Origin of the sequence: Mesorhizobium sp. Pch-S (assembly GCF_004136315.1) — a bacterium.
In the GTDB taxonomy this organism is placed as follows: Bacteria; Pseudomonadota; Alphaproteobacteria; order Rhizobiales; family Rhizobiaceae; genus Mesorhizobium.
The window spans coordinates 6,201,821-6,218,681 of the sequence record NZ_CP029562.1 but is presented as its reverse complement, the minus strand read 5'-3'; the positions used below and the strand labels follow the sequence as shown (position 1 = coordinate 6,218,681).

The 16,861-nt window shown below is 61.1% G+C and carries 17 protein-coding genes; 13 read left to right on the top strand and 4 right to left on the bottom strand.

The window, feature by feature from the left end:
* The first annotated feature begins 25 nt into the window (after positions 1-25).
* Positions 26-1,783 carry an arginine--tRNA ligase gene (gene argS / locus C1M53_RS29350; RefSeq protein ID WP_129415587.1) on the top strand — a complete coding sequence of 586 codons (1,758 nt, stop codon included), beginning with the start codon at positions 26-28 and terminating at the stop codon, positions 1,781-1,783.
* Between the two features lie 102 nt (positions 1,784-1,885).
* Positions 1,886-4,945: an SPOR domain-containing protein gene (locus C1M53_RS29345; protein ID WP_129415586.1), complete on the top strand. Its 3,060-nt coding sequence runs from the start codon at positions 1,886-1,888 to the stop codon at positions 4,943-4,945.
* A 126-nt stretch (positions 4,946-5,071) separates the two neighbouring features.
* On the opposite strand, the gene C1M53_RS29340 is transcribed toward C1M53_RS29345, so the two are convergent.
* Entirely contained in the window at positions 5,072-5,665 is a 594-nt protein-coding gene (locus C1M53_RS29340; protein ID WP_129415585.1) for a CGNR zinc finger domain-containing protein, read from the bottom strand.
* Between the two features lie 197 nt (positions 5,666-5,862).
* Here C1M53_RS29340 and C1M53_RS29335 point away from each other — a divergent pair, with 197 nt between their 5' ends.
* Positions 5,863-6,228 carry a hypothetical protein gene (locus tag C1M53_RS29335; RefSeq protein WP_129415584.1) on the top strand — a complete coding sequence of 122 codons (366 nt, stop codon included), beginning with the start codon at positions 5,863-5,865 and terminating at the stop codon, positions 6,226-6,228.
* A complete protein-coding gene (locus tag C1M53_RS29330) occupies positions 6,228-6,827 on the top strand; it encodes a YdeI/OmpD-associated family protein (protein ID WP_129415583.1) in 600 nt (199 codons plus the stop codon). The genes C1M53_RS29335 and C1M53_RS29330 overlap by 1 nt, the downstream gene beginning before the upstream one ends.
* A 43-nt stretch (positions 6,828-6,870) precedes the next feature.
* Here C1M53_RS29330 and cml read toward each other — a convergent pair whose 3' ends face one another.
* Positions 6,871-8,070, bottom strand: coding sequence for a CmlA/FloR family chloramphenicol efflux MFS transporter (gene cml, locus C1M53_RS29325; RefSeq protein WP_129415582.1), 1,200 nt, complete (start codon positions 8,068-8,070; stop codon positions 6,871-6,873).
* A 342-nt stretch (positions 8,071-8,412) separates the two neighbouring features.
* Here cml and C1M53_RS29320 point away from each other — a divergent pair, with 342 nt between their 5' ends.
* The 3 genes from C1M53_RS29320 to C1M53_RS29310 all read left to right on the top strand — a co-directional run bounded on the left by C1M53_RS29320 (position 8,413) and on the right by C1M53_RS29310 (position 10,581).
* Positions 8,413-8,733 carry a multidrug efflux SMR transporter gene (locus tag C1M53_RS29320; RefSeq protein WP_129415581.1) on the top strand — a complete coding sequence of 107 codons (321 nt, stop codon included), beginning with the start codon at positions 8,413-8,415 and terminating at the stop codon, positions 8,731-8,733.
* A gap of 165 nt (positions 8,734-8,898) precedes the next feature.
* Positions 8,899-10,104 carry an MFS transporter gene (locus C1M53_RS29315; protein ID WP_129415580.1) on the top strand — a complete coding sequence of 402 codons (1,206 nt, stop codon included), beginning with the start codon at positions 8,899-8,901 and terminating at the stop codon, positions 10,102-10,104.
* Between the two features lie 9 nt (positions 10,105-10,113).
* A complete protein-coding gene (locus tag C1M53_RS29310) occupies positions 10,114-10,581 on the top strand; it encodes a DUF1801 domain-containing protein (protein WP_165358279.1) in 468 nt (155 codons plus the stop codon).
* A 12-nt stretch (positions 10,582-10,593) separates the two neighbouring features.
* Here C1M53_RS29310 and C1M53_RS29305 read toward each other — a convergent pair whose 3' ends face one another.
* Together C1M53_RS29305 and C1M53_RS29300 are read right to left on the bottom strand one after the other, a co-directional pair.
* Entirely contained in the window at positions 10,594-11,496 is a 903-nt protein-coding gene (locus tag C1M53_RS29305) for a DMT family transporter (protein ID WP_165358278.1), read from the bottom strand.
* 92 nt (positions 11,497-11,588) lie between these two features.
* Positions 11,589-11,888, bottom strand: a complete 300-nt coding sequence (locus C1M53_RS29300) for a putative quinol monooxygenase (protein ID WP_129415577.1) — start codon at positions 11,886-11,888, stop codon at positions 11,589-11,591.
* Positions 11,889-12,000: 112 nt separating this feature from the next.
* Here C1M53_RS29300 and nagZ point away from each other — a divergent pair, with 112 nt between their 5' ends.
* From nagZ to tatC, 6 genes are all read left to right on the top strand, one after another.
* Complete coding sequence (nagZ, locus tag C1M53_RS29295) at positions 12,001-13,020, top strand: beta-N-acetylhexosaminidase (protein ID WP_129415576.1); 1,020 nt, start codon at positions 12,001-12,003, stop codon at positions 13,018-13,020.
* A 68-nt stretch (positions 13,021-13,088) separates the two neighbouring features.
* A complete protein-coding gene (locus C1M53_RS29290; protein ID WP_129416415.1) occupies positions 13,089-13,886 on the top strand; it encodes a ScpA family protein in 798 nt (265 codons plus the stop codon).
* The gene (scpB, locus tag C1M53_RS29285) at positions 13,883-14,623 is read left to right on the top strand and encodes an SMC-Scp complex subunit ScpB (protein WP_129415575.1); all 741 of its coding nucleotides are present in this window, start codon (positions 13,883-13,885) and stop codon (positions 14,621-14,623) included. The genes C1M53_RS29290 and scpB overlap by 4 nt, the downstream gene beginning before the upstream one ends.
* Before the next feature lie 179 nt (positions 14,624-14,802).
* Positions 14,803-15,021: a twin-arginine translocase TatA/TatE family subunit gene (locus C1M53_RS29280; protein ID WP_129415574.1), complete on the top strand. Its 219-nt coding sequence runs from the start codon at positions 14,803-14,805 to the stop codon at positions 15,019-15,021.
* Between the two features lie 148 nt (positions 15,022-15,169).
* A complete protein-coding gene (tatB, locus tag C1M53_RS29275) occupies positions 15,170-15,856 on the top strand; it encodes a Sec-independent protein translocase protein TatB (protein ID WP_129415573.1) in 687 nt (228 codons plus the stop codon).
* Positions 15,853-16,725 carry a twin-arginine translocase subunit TatC gene (gene tatC, locus C1M53_RS29270; RefSeq protein ID WP_129415572.1) on the top strand — a complete coding sequence of 291 codons (873 nt, stop codon included), beginning with the start codon at positions 15,853-15,855 and terminating at the stop codon, positions 16,723-16,725. Before tatB ends, tatC begins: the two co-directional genes overlap by 4 nt.
* Positions 16,726-16,861 lie beyond the last annotated feature (136 nt).

Here is a 16,861-nt window from a genome sequence, read left to right as displayed (position 1 = left end):
CTCGCATAAACGTTGAGCAGTTTTCATGAATATCTTCGCCGACTTCACCGCGCGGGTCATCAAGGCCGTGGAAAGCCTTGATCTGAAAGACAAAGATGGCGGCGTGCTCGATCTCGGCCGCATCGCGGTCGAACCCCCGCGTGACGCGAGCCATGGCGACCTTGCCACCAATGCCGCGATGGTACTGGCCAAGCCTGCCGGACAGAATCCCCGCGCGCTGGCCGATCGTATCGTCGAAGCCCTGCGCAGCGATGCCGATGTTACCAGCGCCGAAGTGGCTGGACCGGGCTTCGTCAATCTGAGGCTCACCGACGCGTTCTGGCACCGGCATCTCACTGGCTTGATTGCCGAGGGCCAGGATTATGGTCGCTCGAGGATCGGCACTGGCATCTCGGTCAACGTTGAATATGTCTCGGCCAACCCGACCGGACCGATGCATGTCGGTCACACGCGTGGCGCCGTCGTGGGCGACACGCTGGCCAACCTGCTCGCCTTCGCCGGCTACAAGGTGACGAAGGAATATGTGATCAACGATGCCGGCGTTCAGATCGATGTGCTCGGCCGTTCAGCCTTCCTGCGCTATCGCGAGGCGCTGGGCGACGACATTGGCGAGATTCCCTCCGGCCTATATCCGGGTGACTATCTGGTGCCGGTTGGCCAGGCCCTGGCCAGGGAATTTGGCCGCAACCTGCTGCAGATGCCGGAAGATGAAGCGCTGGCGATCGTCAAGGATCGTACGATCGACGCCATGATGGTGATGATCAAGGAAGATCTCGCGCTGCTCAACGTGCATCACGATGTCTTCTTCTCCGAACGCACGTTGCATGCCGACAATGCCAAGGCAATCCGTGCGGCTATCGCCGACCTGACGCTCAAGGGCCATATCTACAAAGGTAAACTGCCGCCCCCCAAAGGCGAGAAGCCTGACGATTGGGAAGACCGCGAGCAGACGCTGTTCCGCTCGACGGCCGTTGGCGACGACATGGACCGTGCATTGGTCAAGTCCGACGGTTCCTTTACCTATTTCGCCGCAGACGTGGCCTATCTGAAGGACAAGGTCGATCGCGGCTTCAATGAACTGATCTATGTGCTCGGTGCCGATCACGCCGGCTACGTCAAGCGGCTGGAGGCTCTGGCGAAAGCTGTGACGGATGGCAAGGTCAAGCTCACCGTGCTGCTGTGCCAACTGGTGAAGCTGTTCCGCGACGGCGAGCCCGTTCGCATGTCGAAACGTTCCGGCGATTTCATCACGCTGCGCGAAGTGGTCGAGGAAGTCGGCCGCGATCCGGTGCGCTTCATGATGCTCTACCGCAAGAGCGATGCACCGCTGGACTTCGACTTCGCCAAGGTGACGGAGCAGTCGAAGGACAACCCTGTTTTCTATGTGCAGTATGCCACTGCACGGTGCCATTCGGTGTTCCGGCAAGCGAAGGAGCAGCTTGGCATTGTCGATCCGTCGCGCCAGCAGCTGTCGGCGGGACTTGATCTGCTGAAGGATGAAGGTGAGCTTGCGCTGATCAAGAAGCTTGCTGAATATCCACGCCTGATCGAACAGGCGGCGCAGTCGCAGGAGCCGCACAGGCTGGCTTTTTACCTGTACGATCTGGCCAGTGGTTTCCATGCACAGTGGAACCGCGGCAATGATCATGTGGACTTACGTTTTGTTAAGGTTAACGACCCACAATTGACCTATGCCAGACTCGGGCTGGTGCAGGCTGTTCTGGACGTATTGTCGTCTGGCCTTGCGTTGATCGGAGCGGATGCCCCGACCGAAATGCGCTAGGTTCGACCGAAAAGCCTGTCACCATTTGCCCACATTGCGCTGGTAGGGGCCAACCTTCCGCGACGTCCATGGCGTCCGATGAGTGCGAGTTCGGGAACGACAATGGCAGACAGAACCCAGGCGCGTGTAGCCAACCACAACGACATCGCAAGTGACGATCCGTTCGCGGAACTGACCCGCATCATGGGCTTCGATCCTCGCGAACCGGTGCAGCGCCAGGCTGCGCCGCAGCCCGTTGCCGGGCCGTCCGAGGACTTCGATATCGACCTCGAAAAGGAGTTGATGGGCGAGTTCGGGGTTTACCAAGAGGAGCCCGTCGCCGCAGCTCAGCCGATGGCCCGCGTTCCTCGGTTGGCGGCCGAGCAGTATGCAGACGAAGGGTCGGACGATGACCTCGCAGCTTCGATGGAACGCGAGTTCCAGGTTGCCGAGCCCGTCATGCCTGCCGTCGCTGGCCCTGTGGAAGACGATGCACCTGATTTCGATTTTACGGCCGCCGCTGGAAACATGGACGAACGCGCTTTTGACGTCGTTACCGTCGATGATGAGGTCGTGTCCGAAACCGCGCCGACCGGGCAGCAGTTTGAAGACTATGAAGCCGCTATGAGCGACGTTGATTTCGGTGATCTCGATTTCACCGATGAAACGGTTGGGGAGCCTGTTGCTGCGGTCGAGCCCGTCGCTGCTCAGCAAATTGCAGTCGAGCCTGCTGCCGAAGTGTTTACGACCTTTGCGGCCGAGCCAGCTTCTGTCGCCGCCATCGACGATTTCGACACGCAGTTCGACACGGCCATGGCCGATGTGGATATGGATTTCGGCGCACACGAAGAGGCGCCTGTTGCCGGAGCAGAGGTTGAGGCCGATCCGGTGCGTTCCGAGCAGACTTTCATGCCAACGTTCGGGCATCACGCAGAGACAGCGGATATCGTTGCCGGGAGCGAGCCTGACTTCGAGATCGATCTCGACGATGCTTTCACCGACGAGAGCCAGGCAGTGGCGATCGCCACTGCCGAGCCTGAGGTGGTCGAGCCCGTTGCAATGGCTCCCGAAACTGTGGCCGAAGTACCGTCCGTTGCTGCGCAGGACCGCAGTCTGGAAGATGAACTCAACGCGCTGCTGGGTCGCATGACTGCACGGCCAGCCGCCGCTCCCGCCGCAGAAGTCGAAAACTGGCGCCCGCAATTTGCAGCTTCGCCTGCTGTGAGCGAACCTGAGGCTCAGCATGACGTTGATGCCGATCTCGACGCCGCGCTGGTTCAGGAGTTTGCCGCTGCCGAAGTCGAAGAAGCTCCGAAAGCCGAGGCCGACATCGACTTTGACACCGATGCTTTCGATGCGGCGATGGCCGGTGGCTTGGATACGCTCGACGAAGAGCCATCCGGACAGATCGAGGAAGATCCTGTCGAAGCATTGAAATGGGCAGCTCCGGCCGCAGCAGCAGTTGCTGCTACCGCGACCTTCGCCCAGCCGATTCGCGCATGGAGCCGTGGCAATCCCGTGGCGCCTCCGGCTCAGCCATATGAGGCTCCTGTAGAGCAATACTCTGCATCCGTGCAGCAGTTCACCGCGCCGACACAGCTCACACCGGTTCAGCCGGTGATGCAGATGGAGCCTCGTTTGGCTGATGTGCCGCAGCCGTCCGTTCAGGCTGCCGCTCCGTCGTGGCAGAAGCCTGCGCATCAGGCCGCTGTTCGTGAAGACGTGCCGGATATCGAGACCATGGATGTGCCTGAGCGTGTGGTTGCGCTCGCGGACGATCTCGATATTCCGGAAGTGCCTTTCGAACAGGACAAGCCGGAAACCTCGAATTTCGACGAGCTTGACGCCGAATTCTCGACGCTTCTCAACGAGATGCTGCCCGGAGAATCTGCCGCGCCTCAGAAGACGGCCCAATATGACGACGACGCCGGCAGCGGTTACAAGCGTGACCGTGTCGAGATGCCGGCCTATGCCGACTCGCCACAGGCCGCGGCTGCGGCGGCCGCCTATGCGGATCTCGGCTACCAGGCTTACGATCCTCGTGGCGCTCAGCGTTCCACGCCTGCAGCCGGCCAGATCGCCGATGACGGTTTTGACTACGATCCGGATTTCGACGAGAGCATGACCATTCCGGATGCAGCTGCAGCCGAAGCCAATGAAGCGCCGCGTCGCCGCGGCCTGATGATCGCTGCCCTGGTCGGAGCAGTCGCCGTGGTTGGCGGCATCGGTGCCTTCGCTTTCTCATTCGGTGGCGGTTCGAGCTCGGAAGCGCCGGCCATCGTCAAGGCGGATAGCCAGCCGATGAAGGTGAAGCCGGAAAATCCCGGTGGGACCGTTATCCCGAACCAGGACAACAAGGTCTATGACGCCGTTGCCAAGGGCGCCCGCCCGGCCAACCCGGTGCAGCCGAAGCTGGTTGCCAATGCCGAGGAGCCGGTCGATGTCGTTGCCAGGGAACAGGCCGCGCAGGCTGAACGTACTGCTGCTTTCTCTGGCACAGACGACAGCGAAGGCGTCGCAGAGAATGCGGCTCAACAGCCGGTCAAGTCGGAAGACCGCGTTGCCCAGGTCGCGCAGGAGAACGCAGGCACGCAGGAAGGCGCGCTGGTAACACCGCGCAAGGTCCGCACCATGGTGGTCAAGCCTGATGGCACACTCGCACCGCGTGAAGAGCCGGCTGCCGCTCCGGTTGCTGCTTCCGAACCGACTGACCCGACGCCGCAGCGTGTTGGCCAGGATCAGACCGGTACCGTGCCGCAAACTGCCGAACCTGTGCTGAAGCCGGCGAAGCCGAGCACCGTTGCTGCAACACCGTCCGCTGCTCCGGTTGTCCCTCAGCGTCCGTCTGATCAGCCGGTCGACATCGCAGGAGAGGTCAAGCCGCAGGCACAGCAACAGCAGGTTGCTGCAGCACAGCCGCAGGCTCCGGCTGCTGCTGCAACGGGTTGGTCGATGCAGATTGCGTCGCAGCCGACTGTCGAGGGCGCGCAGTCGACTTATCAGGACCTGGCCCGTCGCTATTCGAATGTACTGGCTGGCCGCAGCGCCAACATCGTGAAGGCAGACGTTGCAGGTAAAGGCACCTTCTACCGGGTGCGCGTCATGGCGCAGTCGCGTGAAGACGCCATCAAGCTGTGCACCAGCTACAAGGCAGCCGGCGGCAACTGCTTCGTCTCGAAATAAGCCGGACAAACGTTACAACAAGAACGGCGCGGCCCAGGCCGCGCCGTTTGTTTTTTGAAGCAGCAAATCTGGTCCCTTCGTACGACGTTGCCGTCGGGGCAACGCACTGGGCGCTTCAGGGCAGCGTCAGCGGTTCTTTGGCGAAGTTCCTTTCACTTGCCTTGCGCGGTAGGCACGGCGCACGCGCTCGCGATTGCCGCACAGGTCACTGGCGCACCAGATACGCGAGCGGTTGTTGGTGTGATCGATGAAAATCGCCCGACAGTCCTGCGCATGGCAGGTTCCGAGCCTGCTGAGGTCGTCCGAAACCAGCAATGTCGACAGTGTCCATAGAACCGGCCAGAGCGGCTCCGCAAGGTTTTGTCCCGGCAGATCGTAGGTGGTTTCTCCTGATCCTCGTATTTTCTGCAGCAGCCGAGGCGGGAAGGTGAGATATGCGAGATAGGTGTTGATCAAGGGCAGTAACGGTGAAAGGTCGCCATTTGCCTGTGCCGTTTCAGCAAGCAGGCGGATGGCGCTGCGCAGGGCCAGCGCGTCCGCCTGCACATTGGCGGCGTCGGAGGGGCGGGCATGTGCCAGCAGGCGCAACTTTTCTCCCGCCGCCGGGGACATCGTACCGCGCGCCAGGCTCCAGTCTATGAATGCGCTGTAGTCGGCAAGCAGGTCGCGTTCCTTAGGCGTGCCGGTCAGATCGATCGTGTTGACGAAATCCAGACACAAGGTGCCCGCGATAAAGCGGTGCGGCCAGACCGGTTCCGGAGGCAAATGAGCCGTTTTTGTCAGGATGATCGCCTCGTTTGAGGTTCAATTCTTGCTAATGCATGTAGCCATTAGTATCGTGAAGATGCAGCCTGGGCAACCGTTGCGGTGCCACTTTCGGCGCTCAAGCAGGACATGATGCAGCGATGGAGGAAAGCATGACCAAGGCAAGCCAGACGGTGCAGATCGTACGCGTGTGGCGCGGCAGTACTCCGGCCAGTCGCGCCGACGACTATGAAGCCTATCTCTATGCCGAAGGTCTGCCGGATCTGAAGGAATACGCCGCCGGTGTGCAGATGCTGCGGCGGGATCGCGCCAGCGAAAGTGATTTTGTAGTCATGTCCTTCTGGGAGGACATCCCCTCCATGTCGCGTTTCGCCGGCAGCGATCCCAGGAAGATCAGGCACCTCAAGCGGGATGAGGAATTCTTGACCGTCCTGCCCGAGGCCGTCGAGATCTTTGAAGTGAAGGTCAGCACGCTGCCAGCGCCGTTGACGCTTGCCTATGCGGCCAAGGCGCTCTGATGGCACCGGTTTTCGTTGACCCCGCGAAAGTATGTGAGTTCTCGGACGCGGACAGTTTCTATCGCTGGCTTGCCCGAAATCATTCCGCCGAAACGGAGGTCTGGATCAAGATCCACAAGGTGGGTTCGGGGTTGTCTTCGATCACGCCGCTCGAAGCCATCGATGTTGTTTTATGCTGGGGCTGGATCGATGCCATCCGCAAGGGGCTGGACAAGACCAGCTATCTGCAGCGCTACACACCGCGCGGCAGGAAGAGCATCTGGAGTCGGATCAATGTCGACAATGTCGCCCGACTGATCCAGGAAGGGCGCATGACCGAGCATGGTTTGCGCGAGGTGGACGCCGCCAAGTCCGATGGACGATGGGCCAACGCCTACAGTGGCAGCAAGAACCTTGTGGTTCCCGAAGACTTTCGGGCCGCCATCGACGCCGAGCCGGCTGCGCGCGACATGTTTGCCAGGCTGAGTGCGCAGAACCGCTTCGCGCTCGTCTTCCGCATTCACAATTTGAAGACGGAGGCCGGCCGCAGGAAAAAGATCGCGGAATTCGTCGCGATGCTGATGCGCGGCGAGACCATCCACCCACAGAACAGGAAATGACATTTCTCCCGCGCAGCCTTATGGCCACGCGGGAGAGGTACTGTCACCGTGACTGGTGCTGACCGCGGCGATCCAAGGTTAGCGCGATCAGAACGATCATCGCCATGACCACCATGTACGCAACCAATGGCCAGGGCGTGTCGCCATCGAACGCCAGCACCGCCACGGTGCCGGCAATGCCGACGATCAGGCTTTCGATGCAGAAATACAGTGCCACGGCCGTTCCCGCGCGGTCACCGAAATCCGCCAGTGCGCCATTTGCCGTCACCGCGCCAGTAAACACGATGCCGATAGCCGCCAGCCACATCGGCAGGATGAAGGTGACGAAGGACGGTTCGGCGAGTGCCTGCCCGAGGCCAAGAAGCGCTGCCGCCGCCAGTATCAGCGTCATGCCGCGTTTCGTGCATCCGGGAATGCCCCATCGGCTCACGAAACGCCTAGCGAAGCGTGTCGTTACAATCATGACGCCGGCCACCGTAGCGAATCCAAGGCTGAAAACCATTTCCGAATAGCCGGCCTGGGCAATCAGCACCCGTGGCGCCGTCGAGAAGAAAACGAAGAAGCTTCCCATCGCGGTGCTGAAGGCCAGCGTATACGTCCAGAATGCCCCGCTGCGCAGTATAGGCAGTATCGCGGGACGGCTCTGCGTGATGGCTGCCGGCCGGGTTTCATGCCACCGCGCAAACGCATTGGCGATTGCCGGCAGCGTCAGCAGGCCCAGCGCGATGAAGACGGCGCGCCAACCGCCCTGGCCGGCGATCAAGGCTCCGAGGATCGGCCCAAGGGCCGGAACGAAGGCCAGCATGGCGCTGAAAAGGCTGTAGATGACCGCGCCTTCCGGCCGTTCGGCATAGACATCACGCACTGTGGCGAAGGTGGCGACCAGCGCCGCCGATGCTCCGACTGCCTGCAACAGACGCAGGCCGAGAAACATCGCTCCAGTCGTCGCCGTAGCGAGGCCGAAGGAGGCAGCTGCAAACAGCACGGCGCCGCCAAGCAGCACCGGCCGGCGGCCGATGCGGTCGGACAGTGGTCCGAACACGATCTGGCCGGCGCCGAGCAGGACCATGTAGAGGCTGAGGGTCAGCTGGATGAGGGCAGGGCTTGTGCTCAGCTTGTCCGGCATCGCCGGCACGACGGGCAGATAGATGTCCATCGCCAGCGAGGTCAGAAGGTCGAAAGGGGCCATCAGCAGCAGCGCTGCCGGCAGGCCAGAGGCCCATACGGGATTTTTCTTAGACATGACAAAGGGTCCACTCAAAGGAGATCCGAGCAGCGTCTGTCAGTCAGTCCGGTCGATTGGATGGGAGTGGACAGCACGCCGCAACAACGAAAGCGTCGTCGCGGCCTATCTGTCTGATTGCGGTAGGGCTCCCATGCCGGTGCTCCGATGGAGGATCACGAAACGCGGCGTCTAGCATTGCATCGGCTCAAGGGCAATGCGGTTTGGCCGGCATGCATGGCAGCCATGCACCCCAAGCCATTGCTCTCAAGCCGAAAACCCTTAGATTGCAGGCCAGAGGACGACCTCCCCATCTTGGGAAAGAATGTCCGGGACGGCCCGGCTCTCTAAAGGAGGGTCGTCATGGCCTGGGTTTACCTCATTGTTGCCGGACTTTTGGAAGTCGTCTGGGCCTTTTCGATGAAGAAGTCGGAAGGTTTTACTCTGCTCACCCCCACCATCATCACCATCGTCATGATGATCGCGAGCTTCGGCTTGTTGTCGGTCGCCATGAAGACACTGCCGCTCGGTACGGCCTACACCATCTGGACCGGCATCGGGGCTGTCGGCGCCTTTGCCGTGGGCGTGATGGTGCTGGGCGAAGCAATGACGCCGATGCGCGTGCTGGCCGCCGTCCTCATCGTCAGCGGCCTTGTCTTGATGAAGCTGTCGAGCAGCCACTAACCCGGAAGCCGCTGTTGCTGTCAGGTCATGGCAGCTATCATCGCGTTTGAAAAGAAAACCGCGTCCAATATGTCGGCGGTCACCGGCCCGGAACGTCATTTCGATGACGGCGGGCCGGTGGTCGGCGCGCCTTCAGCAGTTTCCTGTTTTGGGAGGCGGACGGATATGGGTACTTCTTATCGTTGGGTGATCGTCGCGGCCGGTGCGCTGATGACCTGTGTTGCGCTGGGTGCGATGTTTTCCCTCGCAATCTTCCTCGAGCCGATCTCGGTCGACACCAACTGGTCGCGAGCCGGCATTTCCAGTGCCATGACGCTGAATTTCCTGGTCATGGGCGTCGGCGGCTTCATGTGGGGCGCCGCCACCGATCGTTTCGGTCCGCGCATCGTGGTGCTGATTGGTGCGGTGTTGCTCGGGCTTGCGCTGGTGCTGGCAAGCCGGGTGCATTCGTTATTGATCTTCCAGGGCATCTATGGCGTGCTGGTCGGATTGGCGGCAAGTGCTTTTTTCGCGCCGATGATCGTTGCCACGACGGCCTGGTTCGACAAGCACCGCAGCCTGGCGGTTTCGCTGGTCTCAGCCGGCATGGGCGTGGCGCCGATGACGATATCGCCCTTCGCGCGCTGGCTGATCACCGCCTATGATTGGCGCACCGCCATGTTTTACATCGGCGTGATGTCCTGGGTATTGCTCGTGCCGGCAGCACTTCTGGTGCGGCGAGCGCCGGATGGGCTGACCGCCGATAGCCAAGGTGGGGCTGCTGCTGGCGACTCCAACGGCATGACCGTTGGGCAGGCTTTCAAGTCGATGCAGTTCCTGGTCCTGGGGCTGACGTTCTTTGCCTGCTGCATGGCGCATTCAGGCCCGATCTTCCACATGGTCAGCTACGCGATGGCCTGTGGGATAGCGCCGATGGCAGCCGTCTCCATCTACAGCGTCGAAGGCCTGGCAGGCCTCGGCGGCCGGATTGTCTTCGGCATCCTTGGTGACCGGCTCGGCGTCAAGCCCGTCCTGGTCGCCGGGTTGCTTATCCAGGCCGTGGTCATCGCGGCCTATCTCATGGTCAGCAAGCTGGGCGAATTCTACGCGCTGGCGGTGATTTTTGGTGGCACCTACGGCGGTGTCATGCCGCTCTACGCCGTGCTGGCGCGCGATTACTTCGGGCCACGTATCCTGGGCACCGTCTTCGGTGCCGCAACCATGCTCTCCTGCATTGGCATGGCCTTTGGTCCGCTGGCTGGAGGCTGGGTCTATGACGCCTATGCCAGTTATTCGTGGCTGTTCATCGGTTCCGCGATCGTTGGCCTGGGAGCCGTTGCCATTGCCCTGGCGTTTCCGCCGCAGCCGAGACAACAGCTGCAGTCTGCATGAGGCTGGATCGTGTTTGAGGTTCAAGCGGACAGCCTGGAGAGCTACTTCGAGTTTGATCCTCGGCGCAGGAGCGAACTCGAAAAGGTCGACAGCCTGATCCGCCGCGCGGCCCCAGGCCTTGGTCGATACTTTCATCGGGGCACGCCGGCCGGCCAGGCCGGCATGCGCCTGAAGATGATCGGCTATGGTCAGTTTCGCTATGCGGTCACGAGCGGAAAACAGGTATTGTGGCCAGTCATCGGGCTGGCGCTGCAGAAGAATTACATCAGCCTCTACTTTGCCGTCACGTTTCAGGGGCGCCCAGTCACTGCGCTCTATACAGGTCGGCTCGGCGCGCTGCGCGCCGGGCGCAACAATTTCAGTTTTGAGCGCTTTTCCGATCTTGATGCCGACGCGTTGGAGACGCTTGTCACCCGCAGCGCTGAAATCTTCGAGGCCGAGCCCGACAATCCCGTTCGCTACAAGCAAAGTTCATGATGGCTGAAACCGTCAGTTTTGGCTTCGCGCCGGAGAGCCGGACAGCAGTGGCCAACCGAGATTGACGGCCAGTCCAGCCAACAGGATGAGCACCAGCCCGGCACCTTGCGTGAGCGTGATCGAACGCCCGAAGACGGCCAGATCCGCGATCAGTGCAGCAGCAGGATTGAAGAAGGCGCCCGCAGCAATCACCGGGGTGGGTAGCCTGGGATATGCGGAATAGAGCAGGACATAGACGATACCTGTATGGATCAAGCCGAGGCCAGCCAGCCAGCCCCACATCGGCAGGCCGCCGGTCAACGTTGCGGTCCTCATAAACGGGGCGAAGGCGATGAGACCGATCATGCAGTGCAGCGTGCTCAAAACATCCGGCTTGACCGATTTGACGGCGCGTGTGGTCAGGGTTGTCGCCGCATAGAACAGCGACGCCACAACCGCCAGGCCGACGCCGATCAGCCAGTTCCGGTCGGCCTGCATGGCGCCGATCCTGGGCAGGATGGTCAGTATCAGGCCCACGAACGCAATCGCGATCCAGCCAAGCTTGTCCCGCGACAGGGTCTCGCCGAGAAACAGTCCCGCAATCAGCACGATCCAGAAGGGCTGCAGGTGATAGATGATTGTCGCAAAGCCGATCGAGGTACGGTTGAAGGCCTCGAACAGCGCCAGCCAGTTGATGACGAGGCATAGTCCGCTGACCAGGATCAGTGGCCATTGTCGCCTGGCGATATGGAGATAATCGCTGCGACCACCACGAAAGCAGACCCAGGCGAACAACACGACCACGCCGAACAGGCAGCGGAAGAAAACGACGTTGAACGTTGGCTGGCCGGACATGACCGAGAACAGTCCCGATGTTCCGGACAGTGCCATGCCGGCCGATAGCATGATGGTGGGGCGAGCGAGATCGTTTTTCATCGTCGTCTGGTGCTGGACGGACATCATCTACGTGGCACAAGGCCAGTATGCCAATCGGGCTGGGCGCGCCTTTTATCAGGCCAGACGATAAGCTACGTCGCTCGTGCCTCGCCGATCTCGTAAACAAGAAGGTTGCGGTCGGTGATACCGAACTCAGACCATGCCGCCCGCCAGACCTTGATGTGGTCGGAAGCAAAATGAGCGTCGAGCGAGGCCTGGTCGAGCCAGATTTCCTTGACGTGGATGCGCCCGGCAACCAGCACATCCTCGGCATAGGAATATTCGAGACAACCTGCTTCAGCACGGCTGGCAAGGATCATGCGTTCCATCACCGGGCGCGCTTCGGCCAGTTTTTCGGGCGGCAGGCGGACAGTGCCGATGATCAGAAGCATGTCTGAGAACCTTGGGCGTGTTGTGTTGGCATCTCAAGCAGCCTGGATCGTCCGCATTGTAGCCGTTCGGCTCGAGATTCCCTTGGCCTGCCGAAAGCTCTAGACTCCTGCCATGACCGAATCACAGACCCTCATCCTCGGCTGCGCCGGAACATCTCTCACCCGAGAGGAAAAGAGCTTCTATCGGAACGAATGTCCATGGGGCTTCATCCTGTTTGCCCGCAACATCTCCGAGCCGGAGCAGATCCGCGATCTCGTGGCCGAGATGCGCGATTGCATTGGCCGGCCGCAGGCGCCGGTATTTATCGACCAGGAGGGCGGGCGGGTGCAGCGATTGCGGCCGCCATTGGCTCCCAACTATCCAGCCGGCGCGGCGTTTGGCGCATTGTATCGGGAGAATGAGGAGGCCGGGCTCCGCGCCGCCTGGCTGCTTGCCCGTCTGCATGCCTTCGATCTCCTGCGCTACGGCATAACCGCCGACTGTCTGCCGGTGCTGGATGTGCCGGTGGAGGGTGCCAACGACGTCATCGGCGCGCGCGCCTACGCCAAGGACCCGTCGATCGTCACCGCGCTGGGTCGCGCCGCTGCCGAAGGACTGATGTCGGGTGGTGTCATTCCCGTGATGAAGCATATTCCCGGCCATGGCCGGGCCTTTGCCGACACGCATCTCGAGCTGCCGACGGTAACGACATCGCTGAAGGAGCTGCGCAGGCATGATTTTGCCCCATTCCAGGCGCTCAACCAGCTGCCGATGGCTATGACCGCGCATGTCATCTTCAGTGCGGTTGACCCCAGCAACCCGGCGACTACCTCCGGCAAGGTCGTGGAAGAGATTATCCGCGGCGAGATCGGTTTTGACGGGCTTCTGGTGTCCGATGACACCTCCATGAAGGCACTTTCTGGGGATTTCCAGACAAAGGCGGCCTCGATCCTTGCGGCTGGCGTCGATCTGGTCCTTCACTGCAACGGGGTCATGGAAGAAATGGTTGCCGTGGCTTCGCGGGCGAAACCGCTGGAAGGCAAGGCGCTGGAACGGGCCAACAAGGCACTCGCTTCGGTCAAGGGACAGGACGACAAGGACGAGGCGGAACTGCGCGCCGAGTTCGCGGATTATTTCGAGGCGGTCGCGTAACCGCATGGAGTGAGAAAAGAGGCAAGGTGGCGGAACTCGCGGAGAAAAAGGCCGGCAAGGCCGCGCCGATGGACCGCCTCTGGGCCGACGGTGACGACGACCGCGTCACCGGCGACCCGGAGCTGGTCGTTGACGTCGCCGGCTTCGAGGGACCGCTCGATCTTCTCCTCCATCTCGCCCGCAACCAGAAGGTCGATCTCGCGCGCATTTCGATCCTGGCGCTGGCGGAGCAATACCTTGCTTTCGTCGAGAAGGTGAGGGCGCTGCGGCTCGAACTCGCTGCTGACTATCTGGTTATGGCTGCATGGCTGGCCTTCCTGAAATCCAAGCTGCTTATTCCCAAGCAGCCTGGCGAGGAGGGCGAGAGCGGTGAGGAAATGGCAGCGGTGCTGCAATTCCGCCTGCGTCGCCTGGAGGCCATGCGCGATGCCGCCGCACGTCTCGTCAACCGCAACCGGCTCGGCCGCGATGTTTTCCAGCGCGGCATTCCAGAGATGGTCATCGTCGAGAAGCGCAACGAGTATTCTGCGACGCTCTACGATCTGCTCACCGCCTATGCCGGCCAGCGTCAGCGTCAGGCGATCTCGAATGTACGCATCGCCAAGCGCGGGGTCTGGTCGCTCAAGGAAGCACGCACCATCCTTGCCCGGTTGATGGGTACATCGGCGGAGTGGACAGCGCTGGACAGCTTCCTGATTGAATATCTGGCGAGCCCGGCTGAAAAGCGCACTGCCATGGCGTCTTCCTTCGCGGCGACATTGGAGCTCGTGCGCGAAGGCAGCATGGAAATGCGCCAGGATGAAGTGTTCGCCCCGCTTTATCTGCGCGGGCGTCAGCGCGCGAAGGCAGTCGAGGTCGTGCAATGAACGAAAGCAGCAACGCTTCGGTCATCCCCTTCACGGTGGAAGACGAGGACGAAGCAGTCTCGGTAAAGAATCCGGCGGAACGTCTGCATCAGGCCGAGGCCGTGCGTATGGCCGAGGCCATTGTCTTTGCCAGCGCCGAGCCTGTGACTGAGAGGCAGCTTGCCCAGCGCCTGCCCGACGGTGTCGACGTGGCGGCAGCGATGGTCGAACTGCAGGACATCTATTCGCGCCGCGGTGTAAACCTTGTGCGCGTCGGCGATAGCTGGGCCTTCCGCACTGCGGGCGATCTCGCTTTCCTGATGAGCCGGGATTCGGTTCAGCAGAAGAAGCTCTCTCGCGCGGCGCTCGAGGTGCTGGCCATCATCGCGTACCACCAGCCGGTCACCCGTGCTGAAATCGAGGACATCCGCGGCGTCGAAACCTCGAAGGGCACGCTGGACACGCTGCTGGAGACGGAGTGGATCCGGATGCGTGGCCGACGCAAGACACCGGGCCGACCAGTCACTTATGGCACCACCGACAGGTTCCTCGACCATTTCGCGCTGGAGGAAATCCGCGATCTGCCGGGTATCGAAGAACTGAAGGGGGCCGGTCTGCTCTCCACCCGCATGCCAGCCAACTTCTCGGTGCCGCTGCCGCCTGCCGATCCCGACGAATTGACCGAGGACGAGGATCCGCTGACCGATATCGATCTCGAAGAGCTTGGTCTCCTCACGCCGCGCGTCACGGAAGAGTGATTGGTCAGCGCCAGCAAACCGGTTCATGCGCTGTTTGGTAGCGGCCTATTTTTCGGATGATCTCAACAAATCCGGCTGACAATTGGCCGGACGTGATAGAAGCTGTCGCGGTTCCGTTTGAATCCGGATGCGAAAACGCATAGATCAGCGGCAGGGAAACAGTTCAAGAGAGAAAAACAATGGGTTCCTTTTCGATTTGGCACTGGCTGATCGTGCTGGTCATCGTGCTCCTGGTGTTTGGCCGGGGCAAGATTCCGGAGCTGATGGGCGACATGGCCAAGGGCATCAAGAGCTTCAAGAAGGGCATGGCCGACGACGAAGCCGACGATTCCCGCACCGTCGAGCACCGCGCCGACGAGACCGTCTCGAACATGAAGGAAAAGGCTGGCAAGAGCTGAGCCGGCGCTTTCCGGAGACACCGTCAGGCACTGGACGTTTCCGTTTTACGGAAACGCGGAAGCGCTTTACTTCTTTGTTTCTACGCAATTCCGGACGCAAAACCGCTGCGCACTTTTGCTGGAATTGCTCTAGTCGGAACCGATAGTCATGTTCGAAGTCGGCTGGACCGAGATGCTGGTGATCGCGATCGTCATGATCGTGGTTGTCGGCCCGAAGGATTTGCCGAACATGTTGCGTACCTTCGGCCGCACGGTGGCCAAATTGCGCGCCATGGCGGGTGATTTCCAGAAGCAGTTCAACGAAGCGCTGAAGGAAGCCGAACTCGACGACGTCAAGAAGTCGGTCGATGAGCTGCGCAGCCTCAATCCGGCTGCGCAAATCCGCAAGCAGCTCAATCCATTCGAGCAAGCCGCTGCCGACGTGCGCGCCGGTGTCGACAACATGATGAAACCGAAGCCGGCGGAAGATCCGGCGGCACCGGCTGCCGCTGAGCCGCAGCCGACGGAACCTCTGAAGAATGGCGCTACCGCGCTGCCCGGCGTGAACGGTCCGGAGACCATGCCGGCAACCCCTATCGTTCCGGCTGCTGAGCCTGTTGCCACCGCGGCTTCTGCAACACCTGCAAAAAGCAGTCCTGCCGCCAAACCGGTGAAAGCGGCTGTTGCTGCTGCGGCCGCGCCTGTCGCGACGAAGGCAGCACGTAAGGCAGCCGGTTCGAAAGCTCGAACCAAACCTGTTGCGAAAGCTCCTGCAGCCAAGGCGCCAGTGAAGTCCGCGAAAGCGCCATCCACTGCAAAAGCACCTGCAAAGAAGACGGTGAGGACCGCCAAGTGAGCGTTTCGGAACAGGATGAGATCGACAAGTCGTCGGCTCCGCTCATCGAGCATCTGATCGAGCTGCGCCGCCGGCTCATCTGGTCGATTGCAGGCTTTTTTGTCGCCTTCCTGGTCTGCTTCTTCTTCGCCAAGAAGCTGTTCAACCTGCTCGTCGTGCCATTCAAATGGGCGACGCAGTGGGCCGGCCTCGACCCACACAAGGTCGAGTTGATCTATACCGCGCCACAGGAGTTCTTTTTTACGCAGGTCAAGCTCGCCATGTTCGGCGGCATGGTCATCGCGTTTCCGCTGATTGCGACGCAGATCTACAAGTTCATCGCTCCCGGCCTCTACAAGAACGAACGTGCTGCCTTTCTGCCGTTCCTGATCGCTTCGCCGATCCTGTTCCTGATGGGCGCAGCACTTGTCTATTTCTTCTTCACGCCGATGGTGATGTGGTTCTTCCTCGCCATGCAGCAGGCGGGCACCGACAGTGAGGTGCAGATTTCGCTGCTGCCCAAGGTTTCGGAATATCTCAGCCTCATCATGACGCTGATCTTCTCCTTCGGACTGGTTTTCCAGTTGCCGGTGGTGACCAGCCTGATGACGCGTGTCGGCCTGCTGTCTTCGCAAGCGCTGGTCGACAAGCGCCGTTGGGCAATCGTCATCGCTTTTGTGGTGGCCGCGGTGCTCACGCCACCCGATCCGCTCAGCCAGATCGGTTTGGCTCTGCCCACGATCATCTTGTACGAGGTGGCGATCATAACCTCGCGCATGATCGAGAAGAGCCAGAAGCGCGAAAAGCTGGCGCGTGAGAAAGAGGAAGCAGCTGCTGCCGCCGAGGAACAACCCTCCGAGGCATCTACGGATTCCCCGCAGCAATCCTGATGGGCCTGCCGCATTGCCCGTGTGCTTCTGGTCACGGCGATCGGTGAGATTTCGTTAGTAAAATTCCTCCATCCTGCGGCACGCTGAATGATGCAGTTGCACGAGGCATGACGTCTCGAGCCGCGATTTCCGGCGC

Coding starts and splice junctions, on each gene's coding strand:
- argS (WP_129415587.1), top strand. CDS start 26: ATGAATATCTTCGCCGACTTCACCGCGCGGGTCATCAAGGCCGTGGAA.
- C1M53_RS29345 (WP_129415586.1), top strand. CDS start 1,886: ATGGCAGACAGAACCCAGGCGCGTGTAGCCAACCACAACGACATCGCA.
- C1M53_RS29335 (WP_129415584.1), top strand. CDS start 5,863: ATGACCAAGGCAAGCCAGACGGTGCAGATCGTACGCGTGTGGCGCGGC.
- C1M53_RS29330 (WP_129415583.1), top strand. CDS start 6,228: ATGGCACCGGTTTTCGTTGACCCCGCGAAAGTATGTGAGTTCTCGGAC.
- cml (WP_129415582.1), bottom strand. CDS start 8,070: ATGTCTAAGAAAAATCCCGTATGGGCCTCTGGCCTGCCGGCAGCGCTG.
- C1M53_RS29320 (WP_129415581.1), top strand. CDS start 8,413: ATGGCCTGGGTTTACCTCATTGTTGCCGGACTTTTGGAAGTCGTCTGG.
- C1M53_RS29315 (WP_129415580.1), top strand. CDS start 8,899: ATGGGTACTTCTTATCGTTGGGTGATCGTCGCGGCCGGTGCGCTGATG.
- C1M53_RS29305 (WP_165358278.1), bottom strand. CDS start 11,496: ATGAAAAACGATCTCGCTCGCCCCACCATCATGCTATCGGCCGGCATG.
- C1M53_RS29300 (WP_129415577.1), bottom strand. CDS start 11,888: ATGCTTCTGATCATCGGCACTGTCCGCCTGCCGCCCGAAAAACTGGCC.
- nagZ (WP_129415576.1), top strand. CDS start 12,001: ATGACCGAATCACAGACCCTCATCCTCGGCTGCGCCGGAACATCTCTC.
- C1M53_RS29290 (WP_129416415.1), top strand. CDS start 13,089: ATGGACCGCCTCTGGGCCGACGGTGACGACGACCGCGTCACCGGCGAC.
- scpB (WP_129415575.1), top strand. CDS start 13,883: ATGAACGAAAGCAGCAACGCTTCGGTCATCCCCTTCACGGTGGAAGAC.
- C1M53_RS29280 (WP_129415574.1), top strand. CDS start 14,803: ATGGGTTCCTTTTCGATTTGGCACTGGCTGATCGTGCTGGTCATCGTG.
- tatB (WP_129415573.1), top strand. CDS start 15,170: ATGTTCGAAGTCGGCTGGACCGAGATGCTGGTGATCGCGATCGTCATG.